19 protein-coding genes are annotated in these 16263 nt (G+C 31.9%); 16 read left to right on the top strand and 3 right to left on the bottom strand.

All coding sequences use genetic code 11. From position 1 onward, the window contains the following. Positions 1-16: 16 nt before the first annotated feature. Positions 17-1324: a WD40/YVTN/BNR-like repeat-containing protein gene (locus tag ACUSRV_RS11795; protein ID WP_490142163.1), complete on the top strand. Its 1308-nt coding sequence runs from the start codon at positions 17-19 to the stop codon at positions 1322-1324. Between the two features lie 51 nt (positions 1325-1375). On the opposite strand, the gene ACUSRV_RS11790 is transcribed toward ACUSRV_RS11795, so the two are convergent. Continuing rightward, complete coding sequence (locus ACUSRV_RS11790; protein WP_490142162.1) at positions 1376-1885, bottom strand: flavin reductase; 510 nt, start codon at positions 1883-1885, stop codon at positions 1376-1378. Positions 1886-2001: 116 nt separating this feature from the next. Between ACUSRV_RS11790 and ACUSRV_RS11785 the strand changes: the two genes are divergently transcribed. The 13 genes from ACUSRV_RS11785 (at position 2002) to ACUSRV_RS11725 (ending at position 13871) form a co-directional block, all read left to right on the top strand. After that, a complete protein-coding gene (locus ACUSRV_RS11785; RefSeq protein ID WP_490142161.1) occupies positions 2002-3009 on the top strand; it encodes an NADH:flavin oxidoreductase in 1008 nt (335 codons plus the stop codon). Between the two features lie 185 nt (positions 3010-3194). Beyond that, positions 3195-4004, top strand: a complete 810-nt coding sequence (locus ACUSRV_RS11780; protein WP_490142160.1) for a methyltetrahydrofolate cobalamin methyltransferase — start codon at positions 3195-3197, stop codon at positions 4002-4004. Between the two features lie 35 nt (positions 4005-4039). Beyond that, positions 4040-4675, top strand: coding sequence for a cobalamin B12-binding domain-containing protein (locus ACUSRV_RS11775; protein ID WP_490142159.1), 636 nt, complete (start codon positions 4040-4042; stop codon positions 4673-4675). A 1-nt stretch (position 4676) separates the two neighbouring features. After that, positions 4677-5834: a uroporphyrinogen decarboxylase family protein gene (locus tag ACUSRV_RS11770; RefSeq protein ID WP_490142158.1), complete on the top strand. Its 1158-nt coding sequence runs from the start codon at positions 4677-4679 to the stop codon at positions 5832-5834. A gap of 11 nt (positions 5835-5845) precedes the next feature. After that, entirely contained in the window at positions 5846-5989 is a 144-nt protein-coding gene (locus ACUSRV_RS11765; RefSeq protein WP_490142154.1) for a hypothetical protein, read from the top strand. A gap of 20 nt (positions 5990-6009) precedes the next feature. After that, entirely contained in the window at positions 6010-7203 is a 1194-nt protein-coding gene (locus ACUSRV_RS11760) for an MFS transporter (protein ID WP_490142157.1), read from the top strand. Between the two features lie 225 nt (positions 7204-7428). Beyond that, a complete protein-coding gene (locus ACUSRV_RS11755) occupies positions 7429-8064 on the top strand; it encodes a cobalamin B12-binding domain-containing protein (protein ID WP_490142156.1) in 636 nt (211 codons plus the stop codon). A gap of 1 nt (position 8065) precedes the next feature. Beyond that, the gene (locus ACUSRV_RS11750; protein ID WP_490142155.1) at positions 8066-9223 is read left to right on the top strand and encodes a uroporphyrinogen decarboxylase family protein; all 1158 of its coding nucleotides are present in this window, start codon (positions 8066-8068) and stop codon (positions 9221-9223) included. A 12-nt stretch (positions 9224-9235) separates the two neighbouring features. Further along, positions 9236-9379, top strand: a complete 144-nt coding sequence (locus ACUSRV_RS11745) for a hypothetical protein (RefSeq protein WP_490142154.1) — start codon at positions 9236-9238, stop codon at positions 9377-9379. 83 nt (positions 9380-9462) lie between these two features. Continuing rightward, positions 9463-10131 carry a cobalamin B12-binding domain-containing protein gene (locus tag ACUSRV_RS11740; RefSeq protein WP_490142153.1) on the top strand — a complete coding sequence of 223 codons (669 nt, stop codon included), beginning with the start codon at positions 9463-9465 and terminating at the stop codon, positions 10129-10131. 4 nt (positions 10132-10135) lie between these two features. Continuing rightward, positions 10136-10834: a GntR family transcriptional regulator gene (locus ACUSRV_RS11735; protein ID WP_490142152.1), complete on the top strand. Its 699-nt coding sequence runs from the start codon at positions 10136-10138 to the stop codon at positions 10832-10834. A 28-nt stretch (positions 10835-10862) separates the two neighbouring features. Next, positions 10863-12698, top strand: a complete 1836-nt coding sequence (locus ACUSRV_RS11730) for an ASKHA domain-containing protein (protein ID WP_490142151.1) — start codon at positions 10863-10865, stop codon at positions 12696-12698. 12 nt (positions 12699-12710) lie between these two features. Beyond that, positions 12711-13871 carry an MFS transporter gene (locus ACUSRV_RS11725; protein WP_490142150.1) on the top strand — a complete coding sequence of 387 codons (1161 nt, stop codon included), beginning with the start codon at positions 12711-12713 and terminating at the stop codon, positions 13869-13871. 56 nt (positions 13872-13927) lie between these two features. On the opposite strand, the gene ACUSRV_RS11720 is transcribed toward ACUSRV_RS11725, so the two are convergent. After that, the gene (locus tag ACUSRV_RS11720) at positions 13928-14584 is read right to left on the bottom strand and encodes a DUF1638 domain-containing protein (RefSeq protein ID WP_490142149.1); all 657 of its coding nucleotides are present in this window, start codon (positions 14582-14584) and stop codon (positions 13928-13930) included. Positions 14585-14721: 137 nt separating this feature from the next. On the opposite strand from ACUSRV_RS11720, the gene ACUSRV_RS11715 reads away from it, so the two are divergent. Then, positions 14722-15660, top strand: a complete 939-nt coding sequence (locus tag ACUSRV_RS11715) for a DMT family transporter (RefSeq protein WP_490142148.1) — start codon at positions 14722-14724, stop codon at positions 15658-15660. Between the two features lie 21 nt (positions 15661-15681). Continuing rightward, positions 15682-16098: a DUF3785 family protein gene (locus tag ACUSRV_RS11710; protein ID WP_490142147.1), complete on the top strand. Its 417-nt coding sequence runs from the start codon at positions 15682-15684 to the stop codon at positions 16096-16098. Between the two features lie 74 nt (positions 16099-16172). Here ACUSRV_RS11710 and ACUSRV_RS11705 read toward each other — a convergent pair whose 3' ends face one another. Continuing rightward, a complete protein-coding gene (locus ACUSRV_RS11705) occupies positions 16173-16259 on the bottom strand; it encodes a hypothetical protein (protein ID WP_490141992.1) in 87 nt (28 codons plus the stop codon). Positions 16260-16263: the final 4 nt, after the last annotated feature.

Here is a 16263-nt window from a genome sequence, read left to right as displayed (position 1 = left end):
TTGAGGAGAATATGTAATGCTAATAAACAAAGAGCAGAATAAATTAAAGATAGTCGTAAGTGTTGCAATAATAATATTAATAATATCAGGGGTTGCAACTTATTATACTAAATTTTACAAAGAAGATTTAAACAAGTCACTGCCAATAACTACTGTGTCTGAAAGTAAGAATCTTGAAGACATAGCTTATAAATTTTGGTTTACATATATGAATTCTTACACAGATAATAATGTTAGTTCATGGAAAAGAATTAACGATGTTCGTTACAATAAGTTTCAGTTACTAGCAGGAGATGAAAACGAATTTGCAATAGCTGTAACTTTCTGGGTCCAGCTAGAAAAGAAAAATTGGTCAACTCATAATAATTGGGGTTATGTGCAAGAAGATGGAAGTATTAAAGATATCAAATGGACCTTAAGGATTAAGAAAACAGGAGAAAACAAATATACACTAGTTAGGATTGAGGACACATCAAATGCTGTTAGTGGACTAGCTCCTGTTGAAGATAAATATCAAAAGGATGCGGGTATCAAAGTCCCAAATGAAAACAACAGATATGAGATTGTAAATAACGCCCTTAAGGTAACATATGATAACGGAGAACACTGGAATGAAGTTCCCGTTTCTTTGGAGGATCTGTTCAGAGGAGAGTATAATGGCTCCAAAAAGTATTTAATAGATGGAAGCTATGTTATAACACCACAAAAAACAGCATTTGTAACTGGGGGACATTATAACTTAGGAGATAATGACTTAAGAATTATACAATCTAATGATAAGGGAAAAACTTGGAATACTTCTAGTATAAAAAGTCCATTTCCAGCAATAAGAATGAGAATACTTGGATTTACCTCTGATGAAAATGGATATCTAATATTATCTGGAGATAGAACTATGAGTTCTGAAGCCCATGCTGTTTTTAAAACTAATGATGGGGGAAAAACTTGGGTAAATACAGGTAATGTTAAAGAAAATTATAGACTTATTACCAGTGGTGGGTTTATTAATGATGAACTTGGATTTATATCCTTTGGTGCTATAAATGTAAATGATGAGCTGCCAAGACCTTCATTATACAGAAGTGCTGATAAAGGAGAAACTTGGAATGAGGTAAATGTTCCAATACCTAAGGAATATAAAGGAATATTTACTGTAGCTGAGGTACCTACGTTTGATGGATCTCAAGGCACTTTACTTGTAAATCAAGGACCTAGTGGAGATTATCAAGGTGGTAAGGTATTAGCTAGATTTATTTCTTTAGATGAAGGAGCTACATGGTCATTTGCTAATTTAGTTGATCCAGATAATGTAATTGATAATTAACTATATACAAAAAAAGTGTTACACAAGTAATCTTGTGTAACACTTTTTTAATTATTCTTTTATAAGAATTTTTTGCACTTCAGCTATGTACATTGTATGGTAGTCTTTTTGAGAGTAAAATTCTTCATTAAGCTCTTTTTCAATAAAACATTCAGGTTTGAAATCTTGTGCATAAAGTTTTTTGCATATAAGAACAAGATTTGCTTCTTCAAAGTAAGGTGTATTATCGATATGTCCAACTGTCAAACTAGACTTAGAAAGTTTATCTTCATCTCTGCCAGATACAGATCCAAGATATCCTAATTCCTTTTTGAAGCTTTTATCAAAGAATGTTAAAGAAAAAGTATCAGAACTATCTACAAACTCCTTAGTATAACGTTGAGGTCTTAAAACAACATTAACTACATTCTTGTGCCACATAATACCAAAACCGCCCCAAGATGCAGTCATTGTATTTACTTTATTGTCTTTTTCAGCAGTTATAAGAGTCCATTCATTACCTATAAGTTGAAATGGGCTTTTATTTAGTTCTTCAGGTTTGATTTCTATAAATTTACTCATAATGTACCTCCTATAATAATATTAGTTACTTTTCAAAGTACCATTGTATATATTATTATATAAAAGAAGACAATTTTCAATTCATATGAAGAAATTTATATATAGGAAGGTTTATTATGAACAGTTTAAACTCAGAATTTACAATAAAAAACCATAAAATAAAAAATAGAATAGTTATGCCACCAATGGTGACATTTGGCTATGCTGATGAAACTGGCAAGGTCTTAGAAAAACATATCAAACACTATGAAGAAGTTGCTAAAGGTGGAGCAGGAATTATAATAATAGAATCCACTGCAATTAACCCTAATAGTAACAGACTAGGACTTTGGGACGATTCGCAAATTCAAGGAATAAGTAAACTTGCAAAAATCATAAAAGAAAATGAAGCATTGGCAATAATTCAGCTTAGCTTTGCAGATAATAGTGAAATTGATTTACTTTCAAAAGATGATATAAAAAATATTCAATATGCATATGTTAGTGCATCTATAAGAGCAAAAAGGGCAGGTCTAGACGGAATTGAAATCCATGGAGCTCATGGATTTTTAATCTCAAGATTTTTTGATGAAAGAAGTAATAAAAGAAATGATGAATACGGTGGAAGTATAGAAAATAGGATTAGAATTGTATCAGAGATTATACCTAAAATAAAAGAAAACTGTGGTGAAGATTTTATAATTGGAGTTAGAATGGGATGTAATATTCCGGATTCTAATGGGGCAAAGGAAGTTGCAAAAGCTTTAGAAAAATCAGGAGCAGATGCACTACATATTTCAACTGGTTTTGGGAATTTATTAGATAAAGAATTAAGTGTACCAAGTAATTTTCCATGTAATTCTATTGTTTACAATGGAACAAAAGTAAAAGATGCTGTCAACATTCCAATAATAGTTGTCAATGAAATAAAAACTGCAGGCAAAGCAAGTTACTTAGTAGAAAATGATTTAACTGATTTTGTTGCTATAGGAAGAGGCATACTTACAAATCCAAATTGGGCAAACGAAGCTTTAAACCAAGGGGTAAGTGTTGAATGTATGGGATGTTCAACATGTCAATGGTTTGTAGATTCATCAAGATGTCCAGGGAGAATGAAATACAATAAAATCAATAATATTGAGTAGATTAGAAAAGGCTTCATAAATAGGATTAATCCTATTTATGAAGCCTTATTAAATTTTATCATCAGTTTTGGTAATACCTCTAAAACTTGATACATATAAATAAGTATCAGTAAGGTTATATGACATAGATTAACCTGTATACACAAGTGTATACGATAAATATTAAAAATAAAGGGGAGAATTTAATGATAGTTATAGGCGAAAAGATAAACGGAACTATACCAAGTGTAAAAAAGGCAATTGAAGCAAGAGATGAGGAATTTATAAGAAATTTAGCAATTAAACAAGTAGATGCAGGAGCTAATTATATAGATGTATGCGCAAGTACTGCGCCAGAATTTGAAGTAGAAACATTAAAATGGTTAATGGATATTATACAGGATGCTGTTGATAAGCCATTATGTATAGATAGCCCAAATGCAAACACTATTGCAGAGGTATTTAAATATGCAAAAAAACCAGGAATAATAAACTCTGTATCTGAAGAAGGAGATAAATGTGAAGTTATATTCCCTTTAATCCAAGAGACAGATTGGCAAGTAATTGCATTAACTTGTGATAGCAATGGTATTCCAAGCGATGTTAAGACAAGAGTTGATATAACAAAGACAATAGTAGAAAAAGCAGAAAAATACGGAATAACACCAGACAGAATACATATAGATCCACTTGTGATGGCACTATCGGCAGACAATACGTCACTTCTTAACTTTGTTGAAACAACAAAAACTATAAAAGAAATATATCCTACAATAAAAGTTACTTCAGGTTTAAGTAATATATCATTTGGTATGCCACTTAGAAAAGTTGTAAATCAAAGCTTCTTAACAATGGCTGCTTTTGCAGGTATGGACTCAGCGATTATAGATCCATGTAACAGAGATTTATTAGCTACACTTCTTGCAACAGAAGCACTTTTAGGAAAAGATAAACACTGTAGAAAGTATTCTACTGCATATAGAAAAAATAAAATAGGACCTATAAAAGAAGTGTAAGACCAAATAGATAAATTAAAAGGGGGATTTTGGTTATGGATTTAAATTTATTAACACAATATGTTGGGGAATTAGATGAAGAAAGTGTAGTAGAAATGCTAAACGAGTTTGTAGCTTCAAATCCAAGTGAAGAAGAAGCTCAAAAGGTAGTAAATGCATGCCAAAGGGGTATGGCAGTAGTAGGGGATTTATTTGATCAAGGAGAGTACTTTGTTGGGGATTTAATATTTGCTGGTGAAGTATTATCAGGAGCTATAGATATTCTAAAACCTGTAATAGGAACAGACAATACAGAAAAAGTAGGAACTATAGTGCTTGGAACAGTAAGTGGAGATTTACATGATATAGGTAAAAATATATTTAAGAGTATGTCAGAAGCTGCAGGATTTGAAGTATATGACTTAGGTATAGATGTAACTGCAGAAGCATTTATAGAAAAAGTAAAAGAAGTTAAACCACAAATCGTTGGAATGAGTGGAGTATTAACTCTTGCAATAGATGCAATGAAAGATACAATAGAAGAGTTCAAAAAAGCAGGACTTAGAGATGATTTAAAAATAGTTATAGGTGGTAACCCAGTTACAAAAGAAGCATGCGAACTTGTAGGAGCAGATGCATTTACAACAAACGCAGCAGAAGGCGTAAAAATATGCCAAGGGTGGGTGAATTAATATGTCATCAATAGACGTTAAGAAACTACAACAAGAGAGAAATGAATTATATGATGATTTATTTGCAGGAAGAATTCCTAAAAGAGTACCTAATGGTGCAACGAGATTTTCAAGTGAGTTTGCCATACAATATGCTGGAGAAGATTTAGCAAAAGCACAATGGGATACTTCAAATCTTGAAGAAATACTTGATAAAGTATGCAGAGACTTTAAATCGGATAACCTTCCACTTAGTACTATAAGATTTCCTTCATATTATAAAGAGTTAGGTGCAAAAACATTTGTTATGAGTTCAAGTGGATTCTTACAACATCCAGAGGTCCATGGATTAGAGCCTGCAGAGTATGATGAATTCATAGCAGATCCATATAAAGTTATAATGGAGAAGGTATTACCAAGATTATATACTGAACTTGATACAGATCCAGTTACAAAATCTATGGTAATGGCAAAGTCTTTTAAACTTTATCATGATGAAAGTGCAAATATGAGAAAAGTATTTGGGAACTTATCTCAAAAATATGGATATGCAGATCCTTTATTTACAGGAGCTACAGAAGCACCTTTTGATCTTGTAGCTGATTTGATAAGAGGATTTAAAGGAGTTACTGGTGACATGAGAAGACATGCTGATAAAGTCGTTCAGGCTTGTGAAGCAGTTACACCACTTATGTTAAAACAGGCAATTCCTGCTAATAAAACAAAACATGGCTCAACATTTATTCCTCTACATATGGCACCTTACATGAATGATAAAAGCTTTGAAAAATTCTATTGGCCAAGTTTCAAAAAGTTAGTTGATGATATGGCATCAGCAGGCCAACCAGCAACACTATTTGTTGAACATGATTGGATGAGATTTATAGATTACTTATATGAACTTCCTGAAAATACAAGAATGATGTTTGAATACGGAGATCCAAAGATTATAAAAGAAAAACTAGGTGACAAACACATACTTACTGGTTTCTATCCACTTACACTATTAAAAACAGGTACAAAAGAACAATGTGTTGATAAGGCAAAAGAGTTAGTGGAGATACTAGCACCAGGTGGAAAATATTACTTTGGATTTGATAAGAGTATAATAACACTTGATAGTGTTAATGTTGAAAATCTACAAGCAGTACTTGATTATGTAGCTCAGTGTAAGTATTAAGGAGGGGTAGTATGGAAACTCAATATTATAGAACGTGGGAAGAATACAAAGAAGACCATCCAGAAATAGAAGAAAAATTAGATGATGTTATGGCTGCTAAAATGCAACCATACGAAGAAATGATGTTCGGTTTTGTTATGATGTTGTTAATGTAGAAGCTAAAGGGGAGAAAAGTATGGAAACAATAGTTGAAAAGGAAAAAAGCCCATATAGATGGACCATACTCCTGTTAACAGTTGCATGTTTTATATTTACTTTTATTACTAGATTTACATGGCCTCCATTAATTCCTGTTGCTATGCCTGACTTAGGTATAGCAATGACACAGGCTGGAGCATATATGAGTGCTTTTTATATAGGTTATGTTATAACTCAAGTACCATCAGGTATACTAGCAGACAAGTTCGGAGTTCGTGTAATATTGGCAGTTAGTCTTATTGTTGAGGGTATTGCTACACTTGGAATGGGATATATTACAGGATTTGAAGGAGGATTTTGGCTTAGAGTTATAACCGGATTAGGAGCTGGTGCAGTATTTAGTTGTTGCTCACGTGCAGTTGCAGAGTGGTTTTCGCCTAAGGAACGAGGAACAGCTTTTGGAATTTTACTTGCAGCACCATCAGCAGGCATAGTTTTATCAAACTATATAGTCCCTGCTCTTAATAATAGTTTTGGTTGGCAGGGAGCATTTAAAACTGTAGGCATTGCAACTATAGTAGTTGGTGTTTTGGTTTATATGTTAATTAAAGCAGATAAACAAGAACAAAACTCTGGAAAAATAATAGACGGATTTAAAGTCATTTTCGGAAATAAGGATTTAATATTAACTTCACTTGCAGGATTTTGCTTAATGTGGGTAGAACTTGGAACTGCAACTTGGGCAAATGCTTATATGAAAGGTGAACTTGGTATATCTGTAGCACAAGCAGGGTTAGTAATGATTTTCTACGGACTTGGTGGAGTATTAGCACCTTTATTATCGGGAGTTATATCGGATAAAATAGGTAAACGTAAACTCATATTAATATTTGCTTTTGCATTAGTAATACCTTTGACTATTGCTTTTGGATATATGAAAACTATACCATCATTATCAATAGTTGGTTTCTTATTTGGATTTGTATCATATATTGCCAATCCACAGTTAACAGTAATGGTTACTGACTTTGCTGGTAAACAATGGGCTGCAACTGCAAATGGTACATCTAACTTCTTGTTCCAATTTGCTTCAATAATAGGGCCAATGGTTATGGGGTTTGCGGTAGATTTCTCAGGTGTGTTTTCGTCAGTATGGTGGATTATGGCAGCTGGGCCACTACTTGGAATATTACTTTTGTTACCTGTAAATACAGAAAATAAAAGAGCTTAGATAATATATAGTATGAATAAAAGCAAACTATCTGAAAAATGAAAAACTAGATAGTTTGCTTTTATTTTTTGGAATATTCTTTAAAAGTGACTCATATATATTAGTGTAAATCTGAAAATTTGCAACAACTGGTATATACAAGTCTATACCTCAATTAAGACTAAAGAAGGAATAAAAACATAAATGGCATTTATTAAAAACCAAATTAAAAGGGGGATTTTGATTATGGATTTAAATTTATTAACGCAATATGTTGGAGAATTAGATGAAGAAAGTGTAGTAGAAATGTTAAACGAGTTTGTAGCATCAAACCCAAGTGAAGAAGAAGCTCAAAAAGTAGTAAATGCATGCCAAAGGGGTATGGCAGTAGTAGGAGATTTATTCGATCAAGGAGAGTACTTTGTTGGGGATTTAATATTTGCTGGTGAAGTATTATCAGGAGCTATAGATATATTAAAGCCTGTAATAGGTACAGATAATACAGAAAAAGTAGGAACTATAGTGCTTGGAACAGTAAGTGGAGACTTACATGATATAGGTAAAAATATATTTAAGAGCATGTCAGAGGCTGCAGGATTTGAAGTATATGACTTAGGTATAGATGTAACTGCAGAAGCATTTATAGAAAAAGTAAAAGAAGTAAATCCGCAAATAATAGGAATGAGTGGAGTTTTAACTCTTGCAATAGATGCAATGAAAGATACAATAGACGAATTGAAGAAAGCAGGACTTAGAGATGACCTAAAAATAGTTATAGGTGGTAACCCAGTTACAAAAGAAGCATGTGAGCTTGTAGGAGGAGATGCATTTACAACTAACGCTGCAGAAGGTGTAAAAATATGCCAAGGGTGGGTGAAATAATATGAGTAATATAGTAGCACTAAAAGAAGAAAGAACACAGTTATTTAAAGATTTATTTGATGGAAAAATTCCAAAGAGAGTACCTATAAATGTTAACTTCTCACTCGAATTTGCTATACAGTACTCAGGAAAAGATTTAGCAAAATCCCAATGGGATACTTCAGAGCTAGAAGAAATATATGAAAAAGTATGTAATGATTTTGTTACAGATACAAATCCAGCAGGACTTCAATTGAGAAATCCTCTACTATATAAACTATTAGGAGCTAGAAACTTTATAATGAGCTCTAATGGATTTATGCAACATCCTGAAATTCACGGATTAGAAGCTAGTGAATATGATGAATTCATCAATTCTCCATATGACTGTATAATGGAAAAAATACTTCCAAGAATTTATAAAGAGTTAGATACAAACCCAGGTCAAAGATCAGTAGCATTTGCAAAGGCTTTTAAGGCATATTACGATGAACTATTCAGAGACTTAGGAGTAATCGGAAAGTTAACTGAAAAACATGGATATTCTCCTTTAGGGGGAATAGGACAAATGACTGAAGCTCCTTTTGACTTTGTAGCGGATCAATTAAGAGGATTCAAAAATATTACTGGTGATATAAGAAGATATCCAGGAAAGGTTGAATCAGCTTGTGAAGCAGTAACACCTATTATGATAAAACAAGGAACTCCACCAAATCCATCAAAATATGGAGCTACATTTATACCTCTTCATATGGCACCATTCTTACGTGAAAAGGACTTTAGTAAATTCTATTGGCCTACATTTAAGAGATTAGTAGATGGATTATATGAAAATGGTCAGCCATCACTATTATTTGTTGAGCATGACTGGATGAGATTCCTAGATTACTTATATGAACTTCCTGAAAATACAAGAATGATGTTTGAATATGGTGATCCAAAAACTGTAAAAGAAAAATTAGGTGACAAACACATACTTACTGGTTTCTATCCAACTGGTTTATTAAAAACAGGCACAAAAGAACAGTGTATAGATAAGGCAAAGGAGATTCTTGATATTATGGCACCAGGCGGAAAATATTACTTTAGCTTTGATAAGGTAATAATAACTAAAGATAGCGTTAATATAGAAAATTTACAAGCGGTACTACAATATGTATCAGAAAATGGTAAGTATTAAGGAGGGGTATATATGGAAACTCAATATTATAGAACATGGGAAGAATACAAGGAAGATCATCCAGAAATAGAAGAAAAGTTAGATGATGTTATGGCTGCAAAAATGCAACCATATGAAGAAATGATGTTTGGCTTTGTAATGATGTTATTAATGTAGAAAAATTTAAAGAATAGCTGCAATCCTATAAAATCATAGAAATTGCAGCTATTATATTTATATAAAATTAACGGGGGATAAAGATGGATAGTTTAACTGGGTTAAAAGAGTTGATTATTGAGTATGTAGAGCAACTAGATGAAGAAAACGTAATAAAAATAGCTAATAAGGCATTAGATGAAGGTATTGAACCATTGTCTCTACTGGAAATGATAAATGATGGAATGAAAAGAGTAGGGAAATTATATGAACAAAAACATTATTATATAGCGGATTTAATAATGTCAGGTATTATTTTTAAGCAAGTTCTAGAATTAGAAAAAATGGGAAATCACTTTAGAAACAATGAAAATACATATATAGGTAAGGTACTTTTAGGAACTGTAAAAGGGGATATTCATGATATAGGAAAAGATATTTTTAAAGGCATATTACAAGTAAACGGATTTGAAGTAATAGATATTGGTGTAGATGCTGAAGTAGAAGTATTCGTAAAAGAATTTATAAAAAATAAGCCTGATATTGTGGCAATGAGTGGACCTTTAACAAATACTATAGATCCAATGAGAGATGTTGTAGATGCCTTTGTTAAAGCTAATATAAGAGATGAAGTTAAAATAATTGTAGGCTCTAGCCATATTAATAAATGTACATGTGAGTATATTGGGGCAGATGGTTTTGCCAATGATGCTTATTTAGGAACTGACATATGTTTGAAGTGGATGAATGACACAAATAGGCAGGGAGTATAAGACAATGATAAATCCAATGTATATTAAAATTGCTGAAGATATTAGAAATAAAATTAAAAGTGGAGACCTAAATTCAGGAGATGATTTACCATCTGAAACCTCTTTGTGCAAAGAGTATGAGACGAGTAGAATGACAGTTAGAAAAGGTCTTGCAATTTTGTCTAATGAAGGATATATCTATTCAGTTCCGGGAAAAGGATATTTCGTCAAAAAACCTGAGTGCAATAAGTACACAGTCCATTACGATGAAATGGATAATTTAATCAATAATGTAGATAATGCAAAACTGTTATCAGTAGATATTATAAAACCAGATGAAGAATTAGCAAGCAAATTACAAATTAGCGAGAACAAAAAAATTATAAAAATAAGAAGGTTGTTTTACACTGATGGTCAACCTATAGCTTATGACATTAAATATTTTATGTATGAAAAAGGAATGCCTATTGTAGAAAAAGAAATTGAACAAGCAACTTTTCCAGAAATGATATCGAAAAATATATCTCCTTATGAACTAAAAAAAGAAATCATGATATATGCTATAGCTCCAGGCGATAAAACTAAAAAGCTACTTAATATATACAACGAACTTGCTTTATTGGTTGTAGAACAAAAAATATATGATGACAATAATAAGCCTATGGGACTAGGCGTAACTTATTTTAGATCAGATTATATTAAGCTACAGGGATTTAGTCAGTAATTCATGCAAATGAAAGAGGGGAATTATTGTGAAAAATTATAAAGTAGTTTTTAGACACTCAAGTCAAAGGATAGAGGTGGCTTCAGGAACTACACTTATAAAAGCAATTAGAGATGGAGGAATAGATTTTGATTTTCCTTGTGGTGGAGTAGGAAAATGTGGAAAGTGCAAAGTTAGAATATTAGAAGGTAATATTAAACATAATGATTCTGAAAAAAAATTCTTAACTGAAGATGAAATAAATCAAGGTATCCACCTTGCTTGTTTTACGGAGGTATTGGGAGATATTGTTGTTGATAATATAGGAACAAGTTCTAAATCACACAATATTTTACTAACATCAGAAGAAAAAGAATTTAACATAGATCCTCATATAACAAAGACATATATTGAAGTTAAAAAGCCATCTATTGGAGATTGGGAGTCTGACTGGAGAAGACTTAATGATAGTTTGTTTAAGGAATATACTTATCTGGAAAACGTAAAAATTCAAATTCTACAACAACTTCCAAATATGATAAGAAAAAATAATAATCATATTACTGCAGTTACATATGATAAAAACATTTTGCAAATTGAAGAAAATGACACTACAAATATCCTTATAGGTATGGCTTTTGATATTGGAACTACAACAATAGTAGGTTATCTTATAGATATGTATACGGGAAAAGAATTAGGAGTTGTTTCAACTTTAAATTCTCAAACTAAGTACGGTGCAGATGTTATTACCAGAAGTAATTATGCTGGTAAAGAAGAAGATGGATTAAGAAATTTACATTTAGAAGTTATAGAAGATATAAATGAACTTATACATGAAGCTTGTGTTAAGGTAGGTATAAAAAAAGAAGATATATATGCTATAAGTGTAGTTGGAAACACCTGTATGCACCATCTTTTCTTAGGAGTAAGTCCAAGTTTTGTTGCAAAAGCGCCATATATACCAGCTATTAGTGAGCCTGTAGTTTTAGATGCAAAGGATCTATCTATTGAAATAAACAATGCAGGAAAGGTATTTGTACTACCGAACATTGCAGGATTTGTAGGTGCAGACACTGTATCAGCAATTTTGGCTACGGAAATGGACAAAAGTGAAAATATTAAATTAATGATAGATATAGGAACTAATGGAGAGATAGCCCTTGGGTGTAGAGATAGAATACTTGCTTGTTCGGCTGCAGCGGGTCCAGCCTTTGAAGGTGCAGAGATAAGTAGCGGTATGAGAGGTGCACAAGGTGCAATTGATCATGTTGTATTTGGTGAAAAACTAGAGGTTTCTGTAGTCGGTGGAGGAAAACCAAAGGGAATTTGCGGTTCTGGACTATTAGATGTAGTAACTGGATTAATAGAAATCGGAGCTCTTGATAAAAGAGGAAAGTTTTTATCTAATGAAAAGATAACAAACCCTAAAGCAGAAGTATTTAAAAATAATATTATCGATTATGATGGTGCAAAAGCCTTTTTATTAGCTGATGAAAACTATACTTCACACAAAAAACCTATTATGATAACTCAAAAGGACATAAGACAACTACAAATGGCAAAAGGTGCAATGTCAGCAGCTATTAAGATACTTATGGATAAATATGGAATTAACGTAGATGAAATAGAGGAAGTACTATTAGCAGGAGCCTTTGGAAATTATATGAATCCACACAGTGCATGTGTAATTGGACTTATACCAAAGGAATTAGAAAGTAAAATAAAAATGGTTGGAAATGCAGCTGGAAGTGGATCAAAATTATCATTACTTTCTAAAAGTGAATACAAACGCGCAGAAAGTATTGGTGAATTTGTAGAATTTGTTGAACTTGCCACTTACCCTAACTTTTCATCCATTTTTTCAAAATCTATGTACTTTTAAGGAGTAATGATTATGAAAAAAACAATGCTTAAAGCAGCTATATTATCTATTTCACTATTAATGTTAGCTGCAACAGCAGCATCTCCTGCACTTGCAGACATAAGCCAGGCATTTCCAAGTGCAGCTCCAAGCACTATAGGTTTAATAGTATCACTACCTTCACTACTAATGATACCTACCACATTATTATGTGGAAAACTTTCAAACTCAATAAGAAAAACAAGACTTCTATATTTTGGGGTTATCCTGTTTGTAATTGGGGGTGTAGGTCCAGGATTTAGCAATAGCTTAAGTCTTATATTAACTTTTAGAGGGATACTTGGAATAGGTTTAGGATTTATTGGTACCCTTGCATCAGGATTTATTGCAGATTTCTTCGAAGGCGAAGAAAGAGCAACTATGATGGGACTTCAAAGTGCTATGGTAAGTATAGGCTCAATAGTTACTACATTAATAGCTGGATTTTTAAGTGCAATAAACTGGCACTATACATTCTTTGTTTATTTTATTGGATTAGGTGTTCTATTGCTTACATTATTTAAATTACCTGAACCACAAAGAGTTGAACTTAGCGGTGATAAAAAGCAATCACTAGGTTTCTCAGTGTATGGAATTTCAGCTTTGTTTTTAATTTACTCACTTTTATTATTCTCATTCTTTACAAATATAGCTATGGTAGTTACAAGTGAGAATTTAGGGAATGCAGCATCTGCAGGAATTGTACTGACAATTATGACTGTAGGAAGTCTTATAGCAGGTATATTATTTGGTAAGATATCTCAATTACTAAAGAAACACGCTATATTTGCAGGCATAACATTAACCGGAATTGGATTTTTGATGTTAAGTTATCCTTTAGGTTTGAATATGATTATATTTGAGTCATTGATTATAGGTATGGGATTTGGAACTACAATGCCTTCAATTATGGTTAAGCTTTCAATAGTTGCTCCAAAAGCGGCAACAACACTTGCGATTGCAATTGCCACCAGTGCAATGGGAGTAGGGCAGTTTATTTCACCTTTTGTTTTAAATACTCTTGGAAGTGCAATAGGGAATGGAACGTTTAGATTTAATTTCTTAATATCAGGAGTTGGAATATTATGTTGCGCTGCTATATGGTTTGTATTGAATCAAAAAATTGAAAAGATATTAAATAATGCTACGAATTAAACATAAAAGGGCTATCCTAATATAGGAAGCCCTTTTATGTTTAAGCAACGATTTTTTTAATTACGTGTATGGTCTAGTGTAACTTTTTCGCCTGGATTTATTACTACAAATTCTTCATCCCATGGACCAGTTAAAAGTTTTTCTATATATCTTAAAGTTCCAGGTATTACTTCATGTTTTAAATTAAGTCCTTCTGCAACAACTTGCGTTCTCTCAAGAAATTCTTCTAATTCATAGGCCCCAGTTGATACTATTCCCAACCTTTCGTAATGTTTAAGCATTATCTTAAAAATTCTATCAGCTCTAGGTTTTCCATATTTGTTAACTGCATCTTGGTATTCTACCCATATATTCAGTTCGTAATCTAGCCAGCCTTTTGTAAGAAAATATGTTCCGGATTGTGCTGAAATTTCCTTTCTTCTTTGACATGAACCTAACATTAATGTTATACAGTCATCTACATTTGGAAAAATAATGCGGGCATTAGGTGCAGTTAGTCCAATAAGAGAGTTGCCACAAAGACCAAAGGCCAGAACAATATTGTCCACATTAGAAATATGATCTATTTCCTCTTGAATTTTAGCTCTTAATAAATCTGGATATGTATGTAATCCTGAATCAACCCAAAGCACAGGATAGTCGCATCCTGTTTCTTTTAGAGCTAAATTTAGCTCGTTTGTTATAGTTTTACAGGCAATAATTAAATTATTCAAGATCTTACCCCCTTTTTATATCTACGTTATATTTTATGATTTATAAAAACAAATTAGAATACTTGTACTAATATTAAACTTAATGATATTATGAAAATATGAGGTTAAATTTATTTAGATTATAGGAGAGACAGCATATGAGCAAATACAGAGTTTGGATATTATTAATCTTATGTAATTTATTTTGGGCAGGAAATTATGTAATTGGAAAATATGTAGTCGCAGAAATAACACCTCTTATGATTACTTTTTCCCGTTGGCTTTTGGCATCTTTTTTACTCCTTGGTATAGCTTCGCATTTTGAAAAACCAAAGTGGAAAGTTGTAATCAAAGAGTGGCCATTGCTAACTATCCTAGGTATACTTGGAATTATAGGTTATAACTTAGCTCTTTATTCTGCGCTGGATTATACATCTTCTACAAACGCATCTCTTGTTAATGCATTAAACCCTGGAGTAATAGTAATATGTTCAACTATTTTTCTCAAAGAGAAATTTTCAAAACTACAAGGTGCAGGCATTATTGTATCTTTATTAGGAGTAATGGTTATTTTAACTGGAGGAAATATAGCTCAGGTATTTGAAATGGAATACAACAAAGGTGATTTGTTGATGATAGTTGCTATAGTTACTTGGGCTTTGTATTCTGTATTAGGAAAAAAACTTAAAAATACACCTCCAATAACTGCAAGTGGATTATCTGCTTTAGCTGCTACTATTATTATGGCTCCTTTTGTAATATCTCAAGGTGTTGATTTTGGAGAAATTAGCTCATTAGCCATAAATGGTATTTTATATATGACTGTTTTTCCTTCGGTATTGTCATTTATTTTTTGGAATTTAGCTATAAGAGAAATAGGAGCTAATCAAACGGGGATTTTCTTAAATTTAATTCCAGTTTTCACTGCTATTATTAGTTGGATACTTGGAAATAATATTACAATTGTACAAATATCTGGAGGAGTCCTTGTATTTATGGGCGTGTATTTGGCAACTGGAATGCTTGAAAGAAAAATAAAGGAATATAAGGAAAAAACAAAGGGAAAAAATATGGATAATATAAAAAAGGTTAGTTAAATATTATATATGGAGGGAAACATGGATTATAAATTTACTTACGATGATAATGTATATGAACTTAAAGGAAGTAACTTTAGTGATTTAATAAACGATGAAGAAATTCCAGTTAAGGGAATTACAAGAGAAGATATATTAAGACTTCTGAGTGAATATGAAGATGTGGATTTTGAGTTAGCTTATTTTGATCAGGCTTGCCAAAAGTGTTTTGCAGGTAGAGAAGAAAAGGCAAAGTACTTCAAATTTTTAGAGTATTACTTTTATATATTTACAAAGAATGGTGATTATGTAATAAGTAGTATAGATAAAGAATATGAAAACACATCATTTAACAAGTTATTAAAAGAAAAGAAAGTTGATAATAGCTATATTGTAAGCGTATTAGTATGTGCTAATTGTAAAGAATATTCTATAGTAATTGAGCAATGTGAAGTCTAAAATAATTAAAAACTAGTAAAATACCCCTAGGTAACTTGTTGAAGTGATACCCTAAAAATAGACACACGTAACCCCTATGCAACATCAACATGGCTTCTATACTCAATTGGAGCCATGTTTTTAAGTTTCTTTTGAAATCTAAAATTGTTATAAAAATGAATATAT

Source organism: Sporacetigenium sp. TC11 (genome assembly GCF_058146105.1).
Note: the sequence above shows the minus strand (reverse complement) of the source record. Positions and strands in the feature narration are given on the sequence as shown.